Genomic DNA, 22710 nt, shown 5'->3' with positions numbered 1-22710 from the left:
TGCTAAAATGTGATCAAAACGTAGATCTAGAGGATAAATCTTGTCCTTAAATGAGCACTTTTGAGCTCAGCTTATATTTGTTACCAGGGTGATAAAGTAGGGCGGTACTGACTAACTTATCTTGGCTCCACGTTCTGCGATTCAAGAGAAGGCAAGGTTCATTGGCTTGCATTTTTAAGTCTTGCTTAATACGGCTTTCAGGCACAATTGCCTCTACAGTATGTTCTATCGCGCTGAGTGGGCAATTATCTGACAGGTATTGATTTGGAGTGATTTGTGTGAAGTCTTGATTTAAATAACTCGGCGCATATTGGCTATTCACCCAGCGGAGCTCCAATTGAATCGGCGTTTGGTCTTCATAGTGAATAATTTCACTGTAAAACACTGTCGTGCCTAACATAACGCCGAGTTTTGTCGCAATGTTGTCATCTGCTTTTATAGCAATCTGTTTGAGCACTTTACTGCCATACTTTCGCCCTCTATCGCTGACTTCTTCGGCAATGTTTCGAATGTCTAGCAGGGGAGATTCTGACTTTTCACCAGGATCACACACGAACGTGCCTAAGCGTGGGCGACGTTGTAATCGGCCCTCATTTACTAAATCCCGAATTGCTTTGTTCACTGTCATTCTACTGACACCAAATTGCTCGGTAAGCTCAATCTCGGTGGCGATGCGATGACCAACTACCCACTCTCCGGCATCAATTTTATCCAGGATAAATTGTTTAATTTGAATGTAGAGTGGTGCAGACATAATCATTTTCCTTTATTTGACTATACAAATACTGCTTAATTTAGGTACAAATTGCAAACATTTCTCGACGAATGTACCGCTTAGTGACCGAGCAATCCTATTGCAGAGCTGAATGACTCTTGCTGCTGAGCATTATTTGGATTGATGATTGAATTCAAACATTTTCTTGTGGTCTATTGCTTGCACAGCAGAAAACAATTGTGTAAACAAACGATTATTAGAAGAAAAATCGCTAAAAAAGGAAAAGTATGTTTAAAAAATTGAAAGCATCACTGGGGATCGGCTCTGCAAAAGTAGATACCACTTTGGACGAAATGAGCGTGTTTCAAGGAGCGACGCTGAAAGGGCATGTTCATATCAAAGGCGGAGACGTCGAACAACAAATTGATGCTATTACGATTAAATTGAACACGGAAATGAAAGTCGAAGTGGATGATAGCGTAAGTTACCAAACCTTCACTATTGATCAATTGAAAGCAGTTGACCCTTTTGTGATTCAACCTAATGAAGAAAAGCAGGTTCCGTTTGAGCTAAAACTGCATGATGAAACGCCAATTACTGCGGTTAGCGCACTTAAGAATCAATGTCATGTTTGGGTCGAGACGACGTTAGATATTGATTTTGCGATTGACCCGCGTGACCGTGACTATATTGAAGTGAAACCACTACCAGTAGCATCTCGGGTTATTCAAGCGATCGAGCAAGCTGGCTTCACTATGGTTAAAGCCGATGTTGAAAAAGGCTTTTTGCGCGGTGGCTCGTTTGCCTCTCGCTCTGGTATTTATCAAGAGCTAGAGTTCCGTAACAGCGGCTTTATCTCATCAAAAGAAATTGAGCTCTCTTTTATTCTGGAAGGGCAGGTCATGCATTGTTTGGCAGAGATTGACCGTTCGCTCAGCTTGGCTGGTGACCAATATCGCTCGTTTACGTTGCCGATCAATGCAACCGATGCTCAAGTCGCTGCCGCAGTTACACCAACGCTAAATCTATAGCTCTCATCAACTTGATGAAAATATGTACCGATATCCTATTGTGAAAGCGATATCGGTACTGTTATCCATGTTTCTTGCGTTCTCTACGGCTAAAAACTCAAGCGCTGAATTTTCCATTAGATATCGATAGCCCAATACCAGTTCATTAGAGGCATCAGCAAACTCTGTGGGCCCTTCTGTTGAGCCTTGATACCAATGATATTCCAACATCAGGTGATGGTTATCTTCTAAGGCATAACGGTACCCACCCGCAATGGCAATCGTATTATGTCGATAGGGCAGATCGAGCAAGGCACGGTCATCCGAGCGAAAAGTCATGCCAATCATCGAATAAAATGCATGAGCATCACTTAAGTAGCTGTAGTTTAATTGGAAGCCTTGCTCGAAACTGCTACCTTGAAAAGTGCCGTGAGCCACATCGTTAAAATACAAACTGCCGCCAATCGATAGGCCGTGATGTTCATTTTGGAACACTTGATACTGTAAGTAAGTAGATAGGTTATTGGCCAGTGTTTGTCCTTCGAAATCATCTTCAAGCACATCATATTGCGGCATTGAAATGTAAAAACGATCTCTGTCTACTTTATCCCGCCCATTTTGTCCGATACCGAAAAGTTTATGGAAGCTTTTCGTCAGTCCATCTAAATGGTTGTCAGCGGCAAAGACCCATCGATAGTTGAGCTCCCACTGCCAACGGTTGCTGACTTGCCATTTGCTGCCTAATTCGATTTGATTGTGGTAATAATCCAGTGCGTATTCATCAGTATGAGCCCAAACACTTGCCACGGTTCCCGAACCATAGGCTTCGACAAAACCAGAGGGCAGACTGTGCCCTGAACGTAGTATGTTGGTGTGACTAACCACTTGCATTGGGGATTGTGCGTAAGAACGCAGCGGGCCATACAAGTCATTTGATGCGAAGGCTTGCAAAGAACATATCGAGGTGCTTAGAAGCACCATAAAGCGCGATTTGAAATAGACCATGATGAATACCTACATGCAAACTACTCTATAAAACAACTATATACCTAAATCGCACGTTGAGCTCTCGCCCAGCGTGTTAGGCTTTGTATCGGTTCACACGTAATAGGCGATATTGTAATTTGTTGTGTAAGTTCATTGAGGGGCAATTCCGTTGGTCCCTTAAAAGCATGATCAGATTGTCGTGACGGGTCTGCGGTTAAGTTCTTATGACAAAACAAAATCGCGCTTTGCATTCTAAATGTGAGCTAGGTACAATCCCATTTTCGATAACGGTCCGGTATTCGTGTTACCGAGAGGCCTTTATTGACTCTCAACTATTTTCAACAAATAGCTTCTAATTTGAATAACATGTGTTGCTTGGTGTGCAACACCACTGTAAAGGACATAGCATGCCTATTATTACTCTTCCTGACGGCAGTCAGCGTCAATTTGACAACCCAGTTTCTACTATGGAAGTTGCGCAATCGATCGGTCCTGGTCTTGCAAAAGCAACTATCGCTGGTCGTGTAAACGGTAACCGCGTTGATGCGTGTGATCTAATTGAAGAAGACGCAAGCCTTGAAATCATCACAGTTAAAGATGAAGTAGACGGTCTAGAAATCGTTCGTCACTCTTGTGCTCACCTTCTTGGTCACGCTCTTAAGCAGCTTTACCCTCAAGCTAAAATGGCGATCGGTCCAACCATCGACAATGGCTTCTACTACGATATCGACCTAGACGAATCTCTAACGCAAGAAGATCTTGAAAAGATTGAAAAGCGTATGAAAGAGCTAGCGAAAACCAAGTACGAAGTGGTTAAGAAAAAAGTAAGCTGGCAGGAAGCGCGTGATACGTTTGAATCACGTGGCGAACCATACAAAGTGGAAATCCTAGACGAAAACGTATCTCGTGATGATCGTCCAGGCCTTTACCACCATGAAGAATACATCGACATGTGTCGTGGTCCTCACGTTCCTAACATGAGCTTCTGTCAACACTTCACTTTGCTGAATGTTGCAGGTGCTTACTGGCGTGGTAACAGCGACAACAAAATGCTTCAACGTATCTACGGTACGGCTTTCCACGACAAGAAAGCACTGAAAGCGCACCTAACTCGCCTAGAAGAAGCGGCGAAGCGTGATCACCGTAAGATTGGTAAGCAACTAGACCTATTCCACATGCAGCAAGAAGCACCGGGTATGGTGTTCTGGCATCACAATGGTTGGTCTATCTTCCGTGATCTAGAAGTATTCATCCGCGCTAAGCTAGATGAGTACGGTTACCAAGAAGTGAAAGGTCCACTTATGATGGACCGTGTTCTTTGGGAACGCTCTGGGCACTGGGACAAATACGCTGATGCAATGTTCACAACTTCTTCTGAGAACCGTGAATACGCGATTAAGCCAATGAACTGTCCAGGTCACGTACAGATCTTCAACCAAGGTCTAAAATCGTACCGCGACCTACCGCTACGTATGGCTGAGTTTGGCTCATGTCACCGTAACGAACCATCTGGTGCACTACACGGTATTATGCGTGTACGTGGCTTTACTCAGGATGACGCTCACATTTTCTGTACTGAGAGCCAAATTCAAGAAGAAGTAACAAACTGTATCAAGATGGTGTACGATACGTACCAAACATTTGGTTTCGACAACATCGTAGTGAAACTGTCTACTCGTCCAGAGAAACGTGTAGGTTCAGATGAAATCTGGGATCAATCTGAAGAAGCATTGAAGCAGTCTCTTGAATCGATGGATATCCCATACGAAATTCAAGAAGGCGAGGGTGCGTTCTACGGTCCTAAGATTGAATTCACACTATACGATTGTCTAGACCGTGCGTGGCAGTGTGGTACTGTCCAGCTAGACTTCAACCTACCAGGTCGCTTAGGTGCAACTTATGTAGGTGAAAACAATGAACGTCTTGTACCGGTAATGATTCACCGTGCGATTCTAGGTTCACTAGAGCGCTTCATCGGTATCCTTATCGAAGAATATGCTGGTTTCTTCCCAACTTGGTTGGCGCCAGAACAAGCAGTTCTTATGAACATTACTGATAAACAGTCAGGTTATGTTCAAGAAATAGTACAAAAACTACAAAAAAGTGGAATTAGAGCTAAAGCGGACTTGAGAAATGAGAAGATTGGCTTTAAAATCCGCGAACATACTTTGAAGCGTGTACCGTATATGCTTGTTGTTGGTGACCAAGAAATGGAAGCTGGCGAAATTGCAGTGCGTACTCGTAAAGGTAAAGATCTTGGTAAATTTAAAGTGGATGATTTTATTGCATACATCCAAGACGAGATCTCTAGCCGTAAGCTCAATCTGGAGGAATAAGCTATTAAAGGCGGAAGACGTGGCCAACAGCCGGTAAAACAAAACCCGCACCGTATCAACGGTGAAATTCGTGGTATTCGTGAAGTTCGACTAACAGGCGCTGACGGTGAATCAGTTGGTGTTGTATCGATTCAAGAAGCCATTGCAGCTGCTGAAGAAGCTGGTATGGATCTCGTTGAGATCAGTCCTAACGCCGAGCCACCTGTTTGTCGTGTGATGGACTATGGTAAGTTCCTCTTCGAGAAGAGCAAAACTGCTAAAGAGCAGAAGAAGAAGCAAAAGCAGGTCCAGATCAAGGAAGTAAAATTCCGTCCTGGAACTGATATTGGAGACTATCAGGTAAAACTACGCAACCTGACGCGTTTCCTTGAAGAAGGCAACAAAGTGAAAGTAACAATTCGCTTCCGTGGCCGAGAGATGGCACACCAAGACATCGGTGTTGACGTTCTAAATCGTCTTAAGGAAGATACTGCAGAAATTGCTGTAGTTGAATCTTTCCCTAAGAAGATTGAAGGTCGCCAGATGATCATGGTGCTAGCCCCTAAAAAGAAGTAATTAACGGCTCATCAAGTAATTAAAACCTAGCCGCTTTCCTTTATATAAAGGCATATGGCTGGGTTTTGTTCGCCCTAATTACGTTGTTTATTAAACCTACTCAATGCGGAGTTATTCATCATGCCTAAGATGAAAACCAACAAAGGTGCTGCTAAGCGTTTTAAGAAAACTGCTGGTGGTATTAAGTACAAGCACGCTACAAAACGTCACATCCTGACTAAGCGTACTACTAAGAACAAGCGTCAACTACGTCCGAATGCAATCCTTCCAAAATGTGAAGTGGCTGCAGTAATCCGTATGTTGCCATACGCTTAATTCTTTTTAGTTATCAATCGTTTAGTTTAGGAGAAGCATAATGCCTCGCGTAAAACGTGGTGTACAAGCTCGTGCACGTCATAAGAAAGTTCTAAAACAAGCTAAAGGTTACTACGGTGCGCGTTCACGCGTTTACCGCGTAGCTTTCCAAGCAGTTACTAAAGCTGGTCAATACGCTTACCGTGACCGTCGCGCTAAGAAACGTCAATTCCGTCAACTATGGATTGCACGTATCAATGCGGCATCTCGTCAAAATGGTCTATCTTACAGCCGTTTCATCAACGGTCTTAAGAAAGCATCTATCGAGATCGACCGTAAGATCCTTGCGGACATCGCAGTATTCGACAAAGCTGCATTTGCAGTTCTAGTTGAAAAAGCGAAAGCTGCTCTTTAATTAGCAGTTTAGGATTAAGAGAAGGAGAGCATTAGCTCTCCTTTTTTATTGCTAAAATTTATACCCAAATGACTTTTAGCTTGGCTATTTAGAGTATTGTTTATCAGTCTTCTCAATTTATTGGTTAGCATCTTATGTTAGTTATAAGGTAGCTTGGGTATAAATTTTTACGTTTATAAGGGATTAAAAATGATCTACACAACGACCGAAAGCATTCCTGGCAAGCAGATCTCTGAAATCAGAGGGGTTGTAACTGGTAATGTTGTTCAATCAAAGCATATTGGCCGTGACCTCATGGCGGGTATCAAGAGCATTGTTGGCGGCGAAATTCGTGGTTACACGGAAATGATGACCGACGCGCGTGATATTGCTATACAGCGCATGGTGGCGGACGCTGAATCTAAAGGTGCCGATGCAATTGTAGGGATTCGATTTACCACAAGCTCAATCGTAGATGGTTCTTCGGAAATTTTGGCATTTGGTACTGCAGTGAAACTAGCGGACTAGTCTACTTGAATAGCATTGCAAAAATGCTAATAGAGAGCGGTGAATTATTATGCATTTACCGTTCTGTTCCTTTTAGGTTAATTATTCTAGATTTTTGCAGAGCGAATAGGTTTATATTCTCAATTTTACGTTACTATTAAAATTAATCACGACAATTTAGAGTGATTGCTTTACTTTTATTTTGCATATTATTTTATATCTATAATGAAATTGAATTCATATTGAATTTTTCATTTGTTGTGTGAATTCTCCTTTCAGTATATTAATTCATGTTTTTCTTATAAAAATATGAACTTATACCTTGCCAAGCGGTTCTAAATTGTTACAAATACTATACAGCTGTAACATTGCCAAAAGGAATTGTAGATGAGAGATCTGACTCCCGAATACTTGCTAGCCGCATTACGCCAAGCGATTAAAACAAAAGGGCTAACATATCGAGAGCTATCTGAGAAAATGGGTATGCCACTATCTACCTTTAAGAGACATCTTACAAGCACGAATCTCGCTTTAGATAAGTTGCTGGAATATTGTAGAGCGGTTGATTGCACGTTAGATGAACTACAAAAGCTCGCAAATCAATTGCAAGGTGAAGACGAGGATTACTTTAGTCGTACGCAGGATGAGGTATTCTTTCAATTCCCTCACCTTTACGACTTTTATCGTGAATTGAGAATGCTACGAGGTAAAGATGGTTATTCTATTTTAAAGAAAAAGTATGACTTGTCTGAGCAGAGCATGTCTGATTACTTAAAAGCATTAGAGTTGTTGGATCTCGTTTACGTTGATGAAGATAAAAATATAACGCTGCACGGACCTTTATATTATAGCTATGCAGAGAACTCCAAGCTCAACGACAAATATACCGAAATCATAAAAGAGCAGACGACTACCCACGATAAGTGTGTTCGCGTTGCTTTGGCGCGTATGAAAATTACCGAAGAACAGCTTTTGTTACTGGAAGATCAAGTCGCAAAGACCGTCATCGATTTTCATTCCAAAAATGTTGTAGCAGAGAACTTTAATGTCTCTGATTTTACTAATATTGTTCTACTTGCTGGGCCACATCAGCCAGTCACATTCTCTGACGGCATTATTGAGACAGAGGGGCGATTTATTGATGATATTCGTTATGCCATCGCATCTGCAGGTGATAAGCCAAGCCTATCTATATAGATTTTGAGCCTTTTTTGAAGAGAGTTTCTGAAAGGGCGTTGCAAAAGAAAAAGCCTAAGACAGCAAATACTTTGTAAGTAGGGCATTCAGCGGTGTTTGCTCTTAATTCAGATTTAAAGTGTTTTGGGCTTATTTCGAATAATACCTGTTCAGCATCTACTTTCGTTATTTTTAACATGCTGATTTCCTTCGTTGTTCCTCCCAAAGCCTCTCTCGCTTCCTATACAAAGAAACCATTCTCGTTGAACCAAGCATCCTGTAGCTACTTGGGTATGCATAATTGGTAGCTATTTATCTTCTAATTATAAATTCATACTTGAAATGTTTGTTTTTTGATCTATTATGACGAAGTGTCATTTATGACGGTTCGTCAACTTTAGTTGCGTTCCCGTATTAAAGAATCGTGTTACAATTATTGGGAGTGTGTTGGTATACGGATCAAAGGATTATGTTTAACTTTCGCTGTAAAAAATATAGCAAGCAAGACGGATGTCGTGTGTCTTCAGGGCTAACAAAAAAGCAACAGGCGATTGCTGATCGTGAGATAGAGCTTATTCAATTGGCTAAGTCTTTAGTTCAAGAGCAAGGCTTTGCCAACTTAACGATGGACAAGCTTACAGCGTCAAGCCCTTATTCTAAAGGGACGATCTACAATCATTTTTGCAGCAAAGAAGATGTGATTCTTGCGCTTTGTATTCATTCGCTGAAAAGCGAAGCAATATTTTTCGAACGTACCGCCAAATTTAATGGTAATACCAGAGAAAAAATCATTGCGATGCATGTAGGTTATCGTATTTACGCTCGTATGGAGCCAGTACTATCAACCTGTGCGATTGTTGCAAAGACGCCTTGGGTTCTAGAGAAGGCTTCGCCTAAACGTGTAAATGAACTGAATAACTTGGAAGAACAAGTAATAGATGGTGCTGATGCGCTGGTGAACAATGCGGTAGAATGTGGTGATCTTAAGTTTTCTCCCGCAATTGGTTCTGATGCTATTGTATTCGCCAACTGGTCTATTGCATTCGGTTCAAACGCTTTGGCGCAAAATGCATCGAACAGTCGATGTATTCAGAGAATTCAGGACCCATTCTCAGTACTGCACAACGCGAATATGTTACTTGATGGTTTAGGTTGGTCGCCTTTATCTACAGAATGGGACTACCGTAAAACCTGGCGTCGAGTGGAGCAGGAATTATTTAGTGAAGAGCTTGCTTATTTAGAGTCAGTGAATCGCTAATAAACTGGAAAGGCCAATCTGACGTTATGGTTGGCTTTTTTATCGCACTATTGTGACGAGTCGTCATTAAATCTCGAAGGTTGGCGTTCAGCCAATGATCACGAGAAGCATAGGAAGTTACAAAAACCTAACTTATGTAGCCAAATTCATTCGATCTAAAGTTTGCATGTCGAGTTTGTCTGGTTATTTACAGCATTTGCTGTTTTTTTAGTTTTTAAATTTGACGAAACGTCACAAAAGGAGAGTGTGATGCCACATCACAACGTTCAACAATACGCCCGTTCAGGGTGGGGTAAGCTACCAACGAATTACAGTGTATTGGTGATGCTTGCTACCGTTTTATTGATTGTCATAGCAACTATTGGAGGAAAAAATCTTTACTTTAGAGGAGATTACGACATCTTCTTTGATGGAACAAATGAGCAGTTACTTGCGTTTGATGAAATTCAAACCACCTTTGCAAAATCTGACAGTCTTGCTTTGGTTATAGCGCCAAAGAGCGGCACTGTTTTTACTCCTAGCACATTATCTCTTATTCAGCAGATCACTGACGAGGCGTGGCAAGTTCCATACTCGACCCGCGTTGATTCCCTCGCCAACTACCAGCATACCGAAGCGTTTGAAGATGATCTTCTTGTCGAAGATTTACTGTATAGCGAATATGAATTGACACCTCAACGAATAGAGAAAGTCAAAAGTATTGCGTTGAGTGAGCCGGTTTTGAAAAGTTCACTGATTTCTGAAAAAGGAGATGTCACGGTCGTAAACATTACGGTCCAACTTCCTGAAATAGATAAAACTGCTGAAGTACAAGAGGTGGTTGCTTACATAAACGGAATGATTGAGCGTTATCAGCAAGTGTACCCAGACACGGAATTCCACAAGGCTGGTATTATTGCAATGAACTACGCGTTTATGACCGCAGCCCAAGATGATAGCGCAACATTAGTGCCTACTATGTTACTAGTGATATTGGTGTTTCTGACCATCATGTTGCGCTCATTGCTTAGCGTCATCGCGACGCTCATCGTTATTATCGGCTCGGTTATGGTTACAATGGGCTTGTCAGGATGGGCTGGTATGTTCTTAAGCACGGCGACCGTTAATGTGCCTACCTTGGTGATGACGCTTGCCGTCGCAGACTGTGTACACATCATCGCGACAATGCGTCAGTCTATGCAAAACGGCTTTAGTAAAGCCCACTCTATTGAGCGAAGTATTGCGCTCAATTTCATGCCTATCTTGATTACCTCCATTACCACCGCGATCGGCTTTTTAATGATGAATATGTCGGATTCTCCAATCCTGAGAGATTTCGGCAACCTATCAGCCCTTGGCGTCATGGTTGCTTGTTTCCTTTCCATCACGTTACTTCCCGCCTTGCTTAATATCCTTCCGGTTACGGTGAAGTCGGATACTTCTGATGAAAGAAAGCACTTTATGGATCATTTAGGAGATTTCGTGGTGTCAAAGCGACATGCGTTATTGCCGTTGTCGGTGCTTGTTATTGTCGCGAGTGCGAGCTTGATTCCGCTGAACAAAGTCAATGATGAATCCGTCGAGTACTTTGGCCATAGCAATGAATTTCGCCGAGCGGCTGATTTTATGGAAGAGCGAATCAGTGGCATGGCGAACATCAGTATCGCGATAAAAACTAACGAATCGCAGGGCATTGCCGATCCTAATTTTCTCAATTCCGTGGGTAAATTTACTGACTGGCTAAGGTTGCAGCCAGAAACGGACCATGTTGCGACCTTGAGCGATGTTTATAAGCGCTTAAACAAGAACATGCATGGAGATGAGCAGGCTTATTACTCGCTCCCTCAAGACAGAGAATTAGCGGCTCAATATCTGCTGCTTTATGAAATGTCACTACCGTATGGTTTAGATTTGAACAACCAAATCAATGTAGATAAGTCGTCGATCAAGATGGTTCTCACCGTGGAGAACTTGGGCAGCGTCGAGCTTGTTGATTTGGAAAATCGCATTTACCAATGGTTTAACGAAAACGCGCCTCAATATGATGTTGTTGCGTCTAGTCCTTCATTGATGTTTGCGCATATTGGTGAAACGAATATGGCCAGCATGCTGTCAACCTTGCCCATTACTCTTGTCTTAATCTCTGCATTACTGATCTTTGCCTTGCGTTCGTTCAAGCTTGGCTTAATTAGTCTTGTCCCGAATATTGCTCCTGCGCTTATTGGTTTTGGTATTTGGGCGCTGGTTTCTGGCGAGATTAACTTGGGATTGTCTGTCGTTGTGACATTAACGCTTGGTGTTGTTGTCGATGACGCCGTTCACTTTCTTTCTAAATATCAACACGCTCGTAAAGATGGCCACAGTGCGGAGCAAGCGGTTCGCTACGCCTTTCGCACCGTGGGGCGCGCGCTTTGGATTACGACGGTCGTGCTTGTTGCTGGTTTCTCTGTTCTGGCGATGTCGAGCTTCCGCTTAAATGCCGATATGGGACAGTTGAGTGCCATTGTTATCTTCATTGCTCTTGTTGTGGATTTCATCTTTCTACCGACTCTACTGATGTTGTTTGACAAAGGCGTTTACGACGAGGTAGAGCGCCGAAATAAGCTTAAATCAACTGACTCTCAAACCAAGACTGTTACTCAGTCATAACGAATTAAAGGATTGAACATGAATTTAGTAAAAAATGCCTTAAAAGTATCAGTACTTTCTGTCTCGCTTATTATGAGTCATGCGGTGTTGGCGGATGAAGCCAAAGGACTAGAAATTGCCCAAGAGCGCAAAGCCCGTGATGAAGGGTGGGGGGATTCTGTTGCTACGATGCAAATGATTCTGCGAAACGCGCAAGGAGAAAGCAGCACACGTTTAATGCGCTTACAATCACTTGAAGTTGATGGCGATGGTGACAAAGGGCTCACGATATTTGATGAACCGAGAGATGTAAAAGGCACGGCGTTTCTCAACCATTCTCATACGATGGGTGCCGATGACCAATGGCTTTACCTTCCTGCACTGAAACGTGTGAAACGTATTTCCTCGCGTAACAAATCAGGTCCTTTTATGGGCAGTGAATTCGCGTATGAGGATCTCAGTTCCTTTGAGATTGAAAAATACCGTTTCAACTACCTAAAAGATGACAGCATAAACGGGCAAGATGTTTTCGTCGTAGAGCAAATTCCGACCGATAAGAACTCAGGTTATACCAAGCAAACGGTGTGGTTAGATAAAGCGCATTATCGTCCACTTAAAGTTGAGTTTTACGACCGCAAAGGCTCTTTGTTAAAAACGCTTTCTTTTTCCGATTACAAGCAATATCTCAACCAATATTGGCGAGCGCACACTATGGCGATGACAAACCATCAAACAGGAAAAAGTACTGAGCTAACGACTAGCGAAATGCGTTTTAACACTGGATTACAAGAAAATGACTTTCATAAGAATGTGTTGAAGCGAGTGAGGTAGTGGAGGAAAAATGAAGCGATTAAATGTTGGGTTGTTGCTTAGTGCAGCAGCCTTTTTTTACTCGATGCCTCTGACTGCCGTCGAGCTCGCAGGACAAGTCAATATTGAGCATCGTCAGTTTTTTAAAACGGGCTCTCAGGGTCAGAGCAAAGCGCAAACGTCATTGGTTTTGCAGCCAGAATTTTACTGGGAGATGCAAAATGGTGATGCAAACTTTACTTTCACACCTTTCTATCGTCTGGATGGTCTAGACGATGAGCGAAGTCATGGTGACATACGAGAGGCACTTTATCTGACTTATTGGGATGATTATGAGCTTCGAGTTGGGATTAGTAAGGTCTTTTGGGGAGTGACTGAATCAGCCCATTTAGTTGATGTAGTAAACCAAACAGATGCCATTGAAGCCGTCGATGGTGAAGATAAACTCGGTCAGCCGATGTTACATTTTACCTCTTTCAAAGACTGGGGCACCGTCCACGCAATGTTGTTACCTTACTTTAGGGAACGAACGTTTGCGGGTACAGATGGCCGCTTGCGAACCGACCCCGTTGTCTCTGATGATGCTATCTATGAATCAAGCAGAGAAGAGAAGCACGTAGATGTGGCTTTTCGATATTCGAAAATGCTTGGCGATTGGGACGTAGGCCTGAGCTATTTATATGGAACAAACCGGGATCCTTACTTTCGTTTTGAGTACGGAGAATTAAAGCCTTACTACGCTCTGATGAGTCATGTCGGTCTGGATGTGCAAGGAATCGTTGGCGATTGGTTATGGAAACTGGAAAGTATTTATCGAGATAGTGCTGATAATCATGTCGGTCTTGTGACGGGCTTTGAGTATACCTTCGTCGGTGCATTTGACACGGTTTGGGATGTGGGGGTTATTGGTGAGTACCTCTATGACAGTCGTGGGAACAACGCACAAACTATCGGTCAAAATGATGTGTTTGCAGGTATTCGTTGGGCGCTCAATGATGAGGACGGAACGGAAGTATTGACGGGAATTACGAAGGATTTAGATAACGATGATGTTTACAATGCTAAGTTAGAAGCATCGAGCCGAATATCGAATCACGTTAAGTGGCAAATTGATGCTTGGTTGTTTAAAAATGAAACACCAAATGATTTGCTCTACTTCGCTAGAGATGACGATTTTATCGAGCTATCTATTCAATACTATTTCTAAAACAAAAGGGCACAACTAAACGGCAGATTAACTAAAGATGACATTTTTGACGTTTTTGTGCTCTTTTTATTCAATAACCTCTTCTTTTCGTAATTCAATTTGGCATTGGTGCCCGGTTTGGCTACTATGTACAGCTATCAAAAAACCAATCACTCCCTTATGGACACTACCTACAGGTAGATGAGGAAACGATGCAACATCTAGAAGAGATCATTGCTAGCGCGAGCACTGCAATTGAAGCTGCCGAATCGCTAGTCGCACTTGATGAAGTGCGTGTTCAGTATCTGGGTAAAAAAGGTGAGCTAACTGCTCAACTTCAAAGCCTAGGCAAACTACCACCAGAAGAACGCCGTGAAGCTGGTCAAGAGATAAATAAAGCGAAAGGCGTAGTTCAGCAAGCTATCGCAGCTCGTAAAGATGCACTACAACGTGCTGAGCTTGAAGCGAAACTAGCAGCAGAAACAATCGACGTAACACTACCAGGTCGTCGTATTGAAAACGGTGGTTTACACCCAGTAACTCGTACTGTAGAGCGTATTGAGAAGTTCTTTGGCGAACTTGGTTTTAACACCGAGGCTGGCCCAGAGATCGAAGATGCATTCCACAACTTCGATGCGCTAAACATCGCAGCTGATCACCCAGCGCGTACTGACCACGATACTTTCTTCTTCAACCCAGACTTGATGCTTCGTACTCATACGTCAGGCGTACAGATCCGTACGATGGAAAATGGTAAACCACCATTCCGTTTCATCGCACCAGGCCGTGTATACCGTAACGACTACGACCAAACGCACACGCCAATGTTCCACCAAGTGGAAGGCATGCTGGTTGATGAGAACGTAAACTTTGCTCAGCTGAAAGGCATCCTGCACGATTTCCTATGTAACTTCTTCGAAGAAGAAGTAGAAGTACGTTTCCGTCCATCTTACTTCCCATTCACTGAGCCTTCAGCTGAAGTAGACGTGAAAGGCAAAAACGGTAAATGGTTAGAAGTACTAGGCTGCGGTATGGTTCACCCGAACGTGCTACGTAGCGTAGGTATCGATCCTGAAAAATACTCTGGTTTCGCATTCGGTATGGGTGTTGAGCGTCTAACAATGCTTCGTTACGGCGTGAACGACCTACGTGCGTTCTTCGAGAACGATCTTCGTTTCCTAAAACAGTTCAAGTAATCCAGAGGGTTCATCAACATGAAATTCAGCGAATCATGGCTTCGTGAGTGGGTAAACCCTGCGGTTACTACTGACGAGCTAACTCACCAAATTACAATGGCCGGTCTAGAGGTAGACGACGTTCTTCCTGTTGCTGGTTCTTTTACTGGCGTTAAAGTCGGTCACGTTGTTGAATGTGGTCAACACCCAGATGCAGACAAACTGCGCGTAACTAAAGTTGACGTGGGTGAAGAAGAGCTTCTAGACATTGTTTGTGGCGCACCTAACTGTCGCCAAGGTCTGAAAGTAGCAGTAGCAACAGTTGGTGCTGTTCTTCCAGGCGATTTCAAAATCAAAAAAGCGAAACTACGCGGCCAGCCTTCTCACGGCATGCTTTGTTCATTCACCGAACTAGGTATCGACGTTGAGTCAGACGGCATCATGGAACTAGCAGAAGACGCAGTAATCGGTACTGATTTCCGTGAATTCCTAGGTCTAGACGACGTAACAGTAGACGTAGATCTAACAGCAAACCGCGCTGACTGTTTCAGCATTCGTGGTCTAGCTCGTGAAGTTGGCGTACTAAACCGTGCTGACGTGACTGAGCCATCAGTAGAAGCAGTTGCTCCTTCAATCGACGATAAAGTGTCTATCGAAGTGAAAGCGCCAGCTGCGTGTCCTCGTTACCTAGGTCGTGTTATTAAGAACGTAAACGTTCAAGCTGAAACGCCACTATGGATGCAAGAGAAACTGCGTCGTTGTGGTATTCGCTCTATCGACCCTGTAGTAGACATCACTAACTACGTTCTTCTAGAGCAAGGCCAACCAATGCACGCATTCGATCTAGCGAAGATCGAAGGTGGCATCGTAGTTCGTATGGCAGAGCAAGGTGAGAAGCTAACGCTTCTTGACGGCAACGAAGCAGAACTAAACGCAGATACACTAGTAGTTGCTGACCACAACAAAGCACTTGCAATCGCAGGTATCTTTGGTGGTGAAGAGTCTGGTGTAACAACTGAGACTAAAGACGTTCTACTAGAGTGTGCATTCTTTGCACCTGACCACATCCGTGGTCGCGCACGCAGCTACGGTCTGCACACTGACTCTTCAATGCGTTTCGAGCGTGGTGTAGATTACGCACTGCAAGTAAGCGCAATGGAGCGTGCAACACAGCTTCTTGTTGAAATTTGTGGCGGTGAAGTAGCACCTGTTGTTGCAGTAGAGTCTGAAGCAGACTTACCTAAGCCAAACAAAGTTGCTCTACGTCGTACTAAGCTAGACAACCTGCTAGGTCACCACATTGCAGATAGCGACGTAGTAGAAATCCTAGAGCGTCTAGGTTTGACTGTTGAAGCTTCAGAAGAAGGTTGGATGGCAGTAGCGCCAACATGGCGTTTCGATATCGCTATCGAGCAAGACCTGATTGAAGAAGTTGGCCGTATCTACGGTTATGACAACATTCCTAACCAACACCCAGCAGCAGCACTTAAGATGCACAACCACGTTGAAGCGGATCTTCCACTGAAACGCGTTCGTGATCTTCTTGTTGACCGTGGTTACCACGAAGCAATTACATACAGCTTCGTTGAGCCTGAGCAACAAAAGCTAGTTGTACCTGGTGTTGAGCCTCTAGTGCTTCCAAACCCAATTTCTGCAGACATGTCAGCAATGCGTCTTGGTCTTATCCAAGGTCTGCTGAACACGGTTGTTCACAACCAGAAGCGTCAACAGCCACGCGTTCGTCTATTCGAATACGGCCTACGTTTCATCCCATGTGAAACTGCAGAAAACGGCATGCGCCAAGAGCCTATGCTTGCAGGTGTTATTGCTGGTACTCGCGGTGAAGAACATTGGGATATCGAAACTAACACGGTTGATTTCTTCGACCTTAAGGGCGATCTAGAAGCGATTCTAGAGCTATCTGCGAACGAAAAAGCGTACTCTTTCGCTGCACTGTCACCTGAAAGCAAAAAAGCTAACCCAGCACTTCACCCAGGTCAATCTGCGGCAATCATCGTAGATGGCAAAGAAGTGGGCGTGATCGGTACCGTTCACCCTGAGCTTGAGCGTAAGTTCGGTCTAAATGGTCGTACTATCGTATTCGAAATCGAATGGTCTGCAATTAACAGCAAAGTGATCCCAGAAGCGGTAGCACTTTCTAAATTCCCTTCAAACCGTCGTGATATCGCGGTAGTAGTGGATGAAGCTGTTGCATCTGGTGACATCGTTAACGCTTGTCTAGAGCAAGGTGGCGAGTTCCTTAAAGATGCGAAACTGTTCGACGTTTACGTAGGTAAAGGCGTTGAAGATGGTAAGAAGAGCCTAGCAATCGCTCTGACTCTACAGTCACTTGAGCGTACGCTTGAAGATGCAGATATCGCGGGTGCGGTTGACGCTATCGTTGCTCACGTTTCTGAGAAGTTTGGTGCGTCTCTACGTGACTAATCTCGCGTAACGCATCTTCTTAAGAAATGAAAACCCTGCCAGCTCGGCAGGGTTTTTTATTTTTAGGATTACCTTATCGTTGTTCAAGTTCCTTACTGCTCGCACCACCCCTCATTACTTTAAAATACTAGACCAAACTAGGGATGGCCCTTACCCGAGATTAGGAACATATTGTTTTTCAGCTAATACACGCTAACGATAGCTTATTGGCGGTTAGGCAGCGAGTGAGAGGGTATAGCTAAGCAGAAGAGGTAGCGTAAGAATGCTGAAAAAGTTGCCAAATAGTACCATTGACGCCACTTTCATGGGTTCTATATTCAGCCTTTCCGCAAATAGGTAATTCATGACGGCTGGCGGCAGCATTGTGAAGAGCACCATCATTTGCAATTGCATCGTTGGAAGGGGAATTAACCAATAAATAAGTGCAAAAGCGACAGCACCAGTTGCCAGTGACTGCACGGTACACAACACACCAATCTTTAAACCGTCCAACCTTAAATGACACATTTGTGCCCCCAGAGATAAAAGCATCACGGGTACGGCCGCTTGCCCAAGTAGAGCCGTGGCTTCGTATAAAGGCGCCCATGCACCCACATTTGACACGTTGAGAAACAGAGCCAACGACGCTGCTAAAAAGATTGGCATCTTGACTATTTGCTTAAAAGGGTTGCCATGACTAAGCAGCATTACGCCTAAGCTGATATGCAAGCATGCTGACACGACAAATAAAAGCACTGCTGACGACAGCGCAATTTCTCCAAACGTATAGGTAAACAAAGGAATAGCTAGATTTCCGCTATTGCGAAACATATGTGGTGGCGCCCAGGTTTTAAACGAGAGTGACGTCCATCGACATACCGGGATCATGAGTAGTGCGGGAATTAAAACCGCGACAATTGCCGCCAAAAGAAGCGGCCCCTGATTTGAATCGAGCGGCATGCTAACGAGTGACGAAAATACCAGTGCTGGCGTAAATACCTCAATATTAATGCGGTTTATTGGGCGAAAGTCAGGCTTGATGTAACGATCGACCAAATAGCCAACTCCGACAAGAGCAAAAACAGGGAAAAGAATATTTATGATTTGATTAATCATGGTCGCCTAGAAGCAGTGTAAGAAGCTAATGAGGAAATACACGAACTTCCACATTATCAATCTTTATATATGGCGTCATCGTTAAACAGCGAGAAGCGTGGGTTTAATCAAGCTTTCTAAGCACAGTTGCAAAGTACAGGTGGTCATACCTTTTAATCTAATTGTTACGTATCGAGTTACATACAAATCACTGAATTTACGACAAGTTCTATGTCAAGTGTCTGTTAAATAACCAATATCTGATATTTTTATTAAATAGTGTTTAATGTTGATTTTTAAACTAATTTTAGTTTTATAATCTGGGTGTTTTTCCTGATAAAGATGAAACAAAAACAAAAATATCAAATTTCTGGCGTTTAACAATAATTTACGTAGTGCTATTCCTTTTGTTCGCCAAGAAAAAAGTTGGCGAAAATCATAAGCTTGTCATACACTTCCTGATGTAACCCCGATATGTTGTTGAATTGGTAGGGTAAAACTGCTCTGGCGCTACACTAACGTAGCATTGTTTAACATAGCTTTGAGGAAAGTTTTATGGCGCTCACAAAAGCCGAACTGGCAGAAAACCTGTTTGATAAATTAGGATTTAGTAAGCGGGACGCCAAGGAAACGGTGGAAGTGTTCTTTGAAGAGATTCGTAAGGCACTGGAAAGTGGCGAACAGGTAAAACTGTCAGGTTTTGGTAACTTTGATCTTCGTGACAAGAATGAACGACCTGGTCGTAACCCGAAAACTGGTGAAGATATTCCAATTACTGCTCGACGTGTAGTGACTTTTCGCCCGGGTCAGAAGTTAAAAGCTCGTGTAGAAAACCTGAAGAAAGTACAGTAAGCCGAATAAATGGATCACGCTAAGGCGTGGTCTTTTTTTGCGTAAAATTCGTGTGCATACAAATGAAAACCACCGCAATGCGGTGGTTTTTCTGTTTATGAGAGACGCTTAATGATATCGGTTACGCCGCTTCTAGATGCGTTGTTAAGTATGGTTGCCATGCTTGTTGGTACAAGTTCTTAGACTGTGTACGCATGTTGCGAATAGAGGCAAGCTCTATTTCGCTTAGCTCACGTTTTTCCAACATCGCTTGACGTTCTAGTTTCTGGATTTTTTCGTATAGGTCGTGTTCGGGACCGCTTTTTACATCTGCGATTGCTTTCAAGTGCAGTTGAACTTCGGCTACTAGGTTTGTTTTTGGTAAACGAACGAGCAAGTTCAAGTCTCTATATCCTGAAGGGCCAGGTTTTTTGAATCGATTTTTTACTTTCACAATCGTTGTTTCACGCTCTAACGTTTCATAAATGGAGACTAAGCTCGCGACGTCTTCAGCTACAATCGTTGCACGTGCTAGGTCAGTAATACGTTCAACTTTCCCATCTAACTCTAAAGCTATCTTTTCTTCTGCTCGTTGTTTGGATTTCACGCCTGCGAAGTATGGCTGAGCGTCATTAAGAAGTGCGGTACTCTTACAGATAGTTTCAAGCTCAAATTGTGCTTGGTGAGCTTTGCTGTAAAGAATGTCGAAGTCAGAATATGGCTGAGTTGGTGTGGTGTCGATTGACTGAATGCCATATAAACCGCTAAGGCTGTGTTTAAAAAGTTTCGAACAAACTTCGTTTTGGCTGGTTGAACGATTTTGTTCGCCACTAGGCGCAGGGGTAATTGGAAGTGCGGCAAATGCCGGTGCACGGCTTAGTACCAAAAGCATCAATGCTGTAGTACGAAGAAATAAGCTCATTCACTCTCCTTAACTTGCTTGTACTTAGAAAATAGGGAACATAAAGGTCGCTAAGTTCGGCAAATCAGGTACTAACTTATAAATGGGGCCATTACGAAAGATTCCAAGGTTTCAGTTTTATCTTGAAGTAGAATCGTGCGTTAGATCACCATTTCTCTTTTCTTTATTCTGATTATCAGATAAAGGCGCGTCTCCTATGAGACCGATTACATCCTATCACCGCAGTATTAACCAAAGATGAACGGCATAGACAAATTGAAAAAAAACGTTAGTCTTACCTCTCAAAATGAAAACAGCCGACAAGTAGAAAGTAAAATGAGAGACCAAGAATTTTGGCATAACAAATGGGCCAGCAATCAGATCGGATTTCACTTGGAAGATGTAAACCCGCTATTACCAGTATATTGGAAACACACTAATCCAAAGCGTGAAGATAAAGTGTTAGTTCCTTTATGTGGAAAGTCAGAAGACTTGATTTGGCTAGCGATGAAGCATGATTCGGTTGAAGGTGTTGAGCTAAGCCATATTGCTGTGCGTGCCTTTTTTGCTGAACATTTTTACACGCCAACGGTAACGCCTCTTAATGGCATGCACGAGCTTTATCAATTTGATGAGCTCTCTATTTATACTGGGGACTTTTTCACTGCACCAGTATCTCAAGCCGATATCATTTATGATCGCGCCGCGTTGGTTGCTTTACCGCAAGATATGCGAGAGGAGTATGTAGAGCGTCTCAAGCAACTTTTGAACCCAGGCGGTCGTATTTTGCTTGTTACACTCAACTATCCTCAAGAAGAGATGGCGGGGCCTCCATTTAGCGTGCCGGTCGAAGAGATTGAGCAGTTATTTTCAGGTTACAAAGTTACTTGTTTGAACGTAGATGAAGCTGACGAGAATCATCCTAAAATTGCGAAAAAAGGCTTAAGTCGCTTCTCTGAAGAAGTGTACTTAATCGAGAGTGAATAGGCTCTCTTCGGTTTGGAACACGAAATAGCGCAGCAATTTGAGCTGCGCTATTTTTGTATGAGTGGTTCGTATTTAATAAATGATATTCACTTTTGAAGCACTTTCAACAGCATCTTGAACGGCTTCTTCGGTGGTTTTTCGTCGCGTAAGGACAACACCTAAACGGCGGCGACCATCGATTTCTGGCTTACCGAATAGACGAACTTGTGTTTGAGGTTGAGCTAAAGCTTTGCTTAGGTTTTCAAAGCGAATGTTTGTGGAAGTCCCTTGTCCAAGAATAACAGCAGACGCAGATGGGCCATATTGCACAATATTATTAATTGGCATTCCGGTAAACGCGCGCACGTGGAGAGCAAACTCAGACATTTCCTGCGAAATCATTGTAACCATACCCGTATCGTGAGGGCGAGGAGAGACCTCATTGAAAATGACTTTATCGCCTTTGACAAACAGCTCTACACCAAAGATGCCGTAGCCACCGAGCGCGTTTACCACTTTCTCAGCCGTGTATTCAGCTGCTTTTACTGCGTTTTCTGACATAGCTTGCGGTTGCCATGATTCGCGGTAGTCGCCATCTTCCTGACGATGACCAATTGGAGCACAGAAATGCACACCGTCAACGGCTCTGATGGTCAATAAAGTGATTTCGTAATCGAAGTCGATAAAACCTTCCACGATAACGCGACCTGCACCCGTACGCCCGCCTTCCTGAGCGTAATCCCATGCTTTTGTAACGTCGTCTTCGGTCTTGATAACACTTTGCCCTTTACCTGAAGAGCTCATCACAGGCTTCACCACGCACGGAATACCCACATGCTCAACCGCGGCTTTGAAGTCTTCAAAATTATCTGCAAAACGATAAGGTGAAGTCGTCAATTCCAGTTCTTCTGCTGTCAAACGTCGGATACCTTCACGATTCATTGTTAGCCTGGTTGCCTTAGCGGTTGGAACAACATTCAGTCCTTTTTCTTCAAGCTCTACCAGTTTGCCGGTTGCGATGGCTTCAATTTCTGGTACGACGTAAGTAGGTTGTTCCTTCGTAATAACTTCTTCTAAGGCGTTCCCATCTAACATGTCGATAACATAACTACGGTGAGCAACTTGCATCGCTGGAGCATTGGCATAGCGATCACAAGCAATCACTTCTAAACCAAGTCTCTGGCATTCAATGGCGACTTCTTTACCGAGTTCGCCAGAGCCTAAAAGTAATACACGGGTAGCATTTGCGCTAGTTGCAGTGCCAAACATAGTGTTCCCTTACAAAATAGAGTGATGAGACAGAAATTGCAGGAGATCATACTGAAGTTTTATGACAAAGCAAACGTTTGCTTTTGGTTTTTAGGTAATAAAAAAGCTCTACATGTTGTAGAGCTTTTTGTTGAATTTGTGTGCCGTCCTAAATAAGGTTGACACTTTCCACCCCCCAAAATTGGAGAGTGTTATGAAATCAACAACTAAAAGA

Annotated in this window: 21 protein-coding genes; 15 read left to right on the top strand and 6 right to left on the bottom strand. The window is 43.3% G+C overall.

Annotation, left to right across the window (positions count from 1 at the left end):
* Positions 1–46: 46 nt before the first annotated feature.
* The gene (gene hutC / locus R8269_RS14135; protein WP_005385493.1) at positions 47–754 is read right to left on the bottom strand and encodes a histidine utilization repressor; all 708 of its coding nucleotides are present in this window, start codon (positions 752–754) and stop codon (positions 47–49) included.
* A 248-nt stretch (positions 755–1002) separates the two neighbouring features.
* On the opposite strand from hutC, the gene R8269_RS14130 reads away from it, so the two are divergent.
* The gene (locus tag R8269_RS14130) at positions 1003–1746 is read left to right on the top strand and encodes a sporulation protein (RefSeq protein WP_213896030.1); all 744 of its coding nucleotides are present in this window, start codon (positions 1003–1005) and stop codon (positions 1744–1746) included.
* Positions 1747–1752: 6 nt separating this feature from the next.
* On the opposite strand, the gene R8269_RS14125 is transcribed toward R8269_RS14130, so the two are convergent.
* A complete protein-coding gene (locus tag R8269_RS14125) occupies positions 1753–2730 on the bottom strand; it encodes a DUF3187 family protein (protein ID WP_005377942.1) in 978 nt (325 codons plus the stop codon).
* A 389-nt stretch (positions 2731–3119) separates the two neighbouring features.
* Between R8269_RS14125 and thrS the strand changes: the two genes are divergently transcribed.
* From thrS to R8269_RS14095, 6 genes are all read left to right on the top strand, one after another.
* Positions 3120–5048: a threonine--tRNA ligase gene (thrS, locus tag R8269_RS14120; protein ID WP_005395892.1), complete on the top strand. Its 1929-nt coding sequence runs from the start codon at positions 3120–3122 to the stop codon at positions 5046–5048.
* Between the two features lie 3 nt (positions 5049–5051).
* Complete coding sequence (gene infC, locus R8269_RS14115; protein WP_080276913.1) at positions 5052–5603, top strand: translation initiation factor IF-3; 552 nt, start codon at positions 5052–5054, stop codon at positions 5601–5603.
* 120 nt (positions 5604–5723) lie between these two features.
* On the top strand, positions 5724–5918 hold the full coding sequence (gene rpmI, locus R8269_RS14110; RefSeq protein ID WP_005377932.1) for a 50S ribosomal protein L35: 195 nt from the start codon (positions 5724–5726) through the stop codon (positions 5916–5918).
* A gap of 40 nt (positions 5919–5958) precedes the next feature.
* Complete coding sequence (gene rplT, locus R8269_RS14105) at positions 5959–6312, top strand: 50S ribosomal protein L20 (protein ID WP_004727974.1); 354 nt, start codon at positions 5959–5961, stop codon at positions 6310–6312.
* Between the two features lie 189 nt (positions 6313–6501).
* Entirely contained in the window at positions 6502–6819 is a 318-nt protein-coding gene (locus R8269_RS14100; RefSeq protein WP_005377919.1) for a heavy metal-binding domain-containing protein, read from the top strand.
* A gap of 366 nt (positions 6820–7185) precedes the next feature.
* A complete protein-coding gene (locus R8269_RS14095; RefSeq protein ID WP_005377917.1) occupies positions 7186–7995 on the top strand; it encodes a helix-turn-helix domain-containing protein in 810 nt (269 codons plus the stop codon).
* Here R8269_RS14095 and R8269_RS14090 read toward each other — a convergent pair.
* Positions 7988–8173 carry a hypothetical protein gene (locus R8269_RS14090; RefSeq protein WP_005377915.1) on the bottom strand — a complete coding sequence of 62 codons (186 nt, stop codon included), beginning with the start codon at positions 8171–8173 and terminating at the stop codon, positions 7988–7990. The two genes, R8269_RS14095 and R8269_RS14090, sit on opposite strands and share 8 nt — an antisense overlap.
* 270 nt (positions 8174–8443) lie before the next feature.
* Here R8269_RS14090 and R8269_RS14085 point away from each other — a divergent pair, with 270 nt between their 5' ends.
* The 6 genes from R8269_RS14085 to pheT all read left to right on the top strand — a co-directional run bounded on the left by R8269_RS14085 (position 8444) and on the right by pheT (position 17455).
* Positions 8444–9232 carry a TetR/AcrR family transcriptional regulator gene (locus R8269_RS14085; RefSeq protein WP_005377913.1) on the top strand — a complete coding sequence of 263 codons (789 nt, stop codon included), beginning with the start codon at positions 8444–8446 and terminating at the stop codon, positions 9230–9232.
* A gap of 249 nt (positions 9233–9481) precedes the next feature.
* Positions 9482–11860: an efflux RND transporter permease subunit gene (locus tag R8269_RS14080; protein ID WP_005377910.1), complete on the top strand. Its 2379-nt coding sequence runs from the start codon at positions 9482–9484 to the stop codon at positions 11858–11860.
* A gap of 18 nt (positions 11861–11878) precedes the next feature.
* Positions 11879–12670 carry an outer membrane lipoprotein-sorting protein gene (locus R8269_RS14075; RefSeq protein WP_215810612.1) on the top strand — a complete coding sequence of 264 codons (792 nt, stop codon included), beginning with the start codon at positions 11879–11881 and terminating at the stop codon, positions 12668–12670.
* A 10-nt stretch (positions 12671–12680) separates the two neighbouring features.
* The gene (locus R8269_RS14070) at positions 12681–13856 is read left to right on the top strand and encodes a hypothetical protein (RefSeq protein ID WP_005377906.1); all 1176 of its coding nucleotides are present in this window, start codon (positions 12681–12683) and stop codon (positions 13854–13856) included.
* 191 nt (positions 13857–14047) lie between these two features.
* Positions 14048–15031 carry a phenylalanine--tRNA ligase subunit alpha gene (pheS, locus tag R8269_RS14065; protein WP_005385470.1) on the top strand — a complete coding sequence of 328 codons (984 nt, stop codon included), beginning with the start codon at positions 14048–14050 and terminating at the stop codon, positions 15029–15031.
* Between the two features lie 18 nt (positions 15032–15049).
* Positions 15050–17455: a phenylalanine--tRNA ligase subunit beta gene (gene pheT / locus R8269_RS14060; protein ID WP_149191888.1), complete on the top strand. Its 2406-nt coding sequence runs from the start codon at positions 15050–15052 to the stop codon at positions 17453–17455.
* Between the two features lie 213 nt (positions 17456–17668).
* On the opposite strand, the gene R8269_RS14055 is transcribed toward pheT, so the two are convergent.
* A complete protein-coding gene (locus tag R8269_RS14055; protein WP_206969854.1) occupies positions 17669–18550 on the bottom strand; it encodes an AEC family transporter in 882 nt (293 codons plus the stop codon).
* 534 nt (positions 18551–19084) lie between these two features.
* Between R8269_RS14055 and ihfA the strand changes: the two genes are divergently transcribed.
* The gene (gene ihfA / locus R8269_RS14050) at positions 19085–19381 is read left to right on the top strand and encodes an integration host factor subunit alpha (protein WP_005377899.1); all 297 of its coding nucleotides are present in this window, start codon (positions 19085–19087) and stop codon (positions 19379–19381) included.
* 121 nt (positions 19382–19502) lie between these two features.
* Here ihfA and R8269_RS14045 read toward each other — a convergent pair whose 3' ends face one another.
* Positions 19503–20282: a phosphoribosylglycinamide formyltransferase gene (locus tag R8269_RS14045; protein ID WP_025766820.1), complete on the bottom strand. Its 780-nt coding sequence runs from the start codon at positions 20280–20282 to the stop codon at positions 19503–19505.
* 315 nt (positions 20283–20597) lie between these two features.
* On the opposite strand from R8269_RS14045, the gene R8269_RS14040 reads away from it, so the two are divergent.
* On the top strand, positions 20598–21248 hold the full coding sequence (locus tag R8269_RS14040) for a thiopurine S-methyltransferase (protein ID WP_021707633.1): 651 nt from the start codon (positions 20598–20600) through the stop codon (positions 21246–21248).
* Positions 21249–21320: 72 nt separating this feature from the next.
* Here the strand turns inward: R8269_RS14040 and purT are convergent, their stop codons facing one another.
* Entirely contained in the window at positions 21321–22496 is a 1176-nt protein-coding gene (purT, locus tag R8269_RS14035; protein WP_318222569.1) for a formate-dependent phosphoribosylglycinamide formyltransferase, read from the bottom strand.
* Positions 22497–22710: the final 214 nt, after the last annotated feature.

The sequence above is a fragment of the Vibrio sp. Vb0667 genome, from assembly GCF_033391095.1.
This window is presented reverse-complemented; position numbering and strand designations above follow the sequence as displayed.

Bases quoted from the DNA above. Each gene is read 5' to 3' on its own strand.
- R8269_RS14130 (WP_213896030.1), top strand. From the start codon at position 1,003: ATGTTTAAAAAATTGAAAGCATCACTGGGGATCGGCTCTGCAAAAGTA.
- R8269_RS14085 (WP_005377913.1), top strand. From the start codon at position 8,444: ATGTTTAACTTTCGCTGTAAAAAATATAGCAAGCAAGACGGATGTCGT.
- pheS (WP_005385470.1), top strand. From the start codon at position 14,048: ATGCAACATCTAGAAGAGATCATTGCTAGCGCGAGCACTGCAATTGAA.
- R8269_RS14080 (WP_005377910.1), top strand. From the start codon at position 9,482: ATGCCACATCACAACGTTCAACAATACGCCCGTTCAGGGTGGGGTAAG.
- R8269_RS14090 (WP_005377915.1), bottom strand. From the start codon at position 8,173: ATGTTAAAAATAACGAAAGTAGATGCTGAACAGGTATTATTCGAAATA.
- hutC (WP_005385493.1), bottom strand. From the start codon at position 754: ATGTCTGCACCACTCTACATTCAAATTAAACAATTTATCCTGGATAAA.
- R8269_RS14125 (WP_005377942.1), bottom strand. From the start codon at position 2,730: ATGGTCTATTTCAAATCGCGCTTTATGGTGCTTCTAAGCACCTCGATA.
- R8269_RS14045 (WP_025766820.1), bottom strand. From the start codon at position 20,282: ATGAGCTTATTTCTTCGTACTACAGCATTGATGCTTTTGGTACTAAGC.
- R8269_RS14075 (WP_215810612.1), top strand. From the start codon at position 11,879: ATGAATTTAGTAAAAAATGCCTTAAAAGTATCAGTACTTTCTGTCTCG.
- ihfA (WP_005377899.1), top strand. From the start codon at position 19,085: ATGGCGCTCACAAAAGCCGAACTGGCAGAAAACCTGTTTGATAAATTA.
- pheT (WP_149191888.1), top strand. From the start codon at position 15,050: ATGAAATTCAGCGAATCATGGCTTCGTGAGTGGGTAAACCCTGCGGTT.
- purT (WP_318222569.1), bottom strand. From the start codon at position 22,496: ATGTTTGGCACTGCAACTAGCGCAAATGCTACCCGTGTATTACTTTTA.
- rplT (WP_004727974.1), top strand. From the start codon at position 5,959: ATGCCTCGCGTAAAACGTGGTGTACAAGCTCGTGCACGTCATAAGAAA.
- R8269_RS14095 (WP_005377917.1), top strand. From the start codon at position 7,186: ATGAGAGATCTGACTCCCGAATACTTGCTAGCCGCATTACGCCAAGCG.
- R8269_RS14055 (WP_206969854.1), bottom strand. From the start codon at position 18,550: ATGATTAATCAAATCATAAATATTCTTTTCCCTGTTTTTGCTCTTGTC.
- rpmI (WP_005377932.1), top strand. From the start codon at position 5,724: ATGCCTAAGATGAAAACCAACAAAGGTGCTGCTAAGCGTTTTAAGAAA.
- R8269_RS14100 (WP_005377919.1), top strand. From the start codon at position 6,502: ATGATCTACACAACGACCGAAAGCATTCCTGGCAAGCAGATCTCTGAA.
- thrS (WP_005395892.1), top strand. From the start codon at position 3,120: ATGCCTATTATTACTCTTCCTGACGGCAGTCAGCGTCAATTTGACAAC.
- R8269_RS14070 (WP_005377906.1), top strand. From the start codon at position 12,681: ATGAAGCGATTAAATGTTGGGTTGTTGCTTAGTGCAGCAGCCTTTTTT.
- R8269_RS14040 (WP_021707633.1), top strand. From the start codon at position 20,598: ATGAGAGACCAAGAATTTTGGCATAACAAATGGGCCAGCAATCAGATC.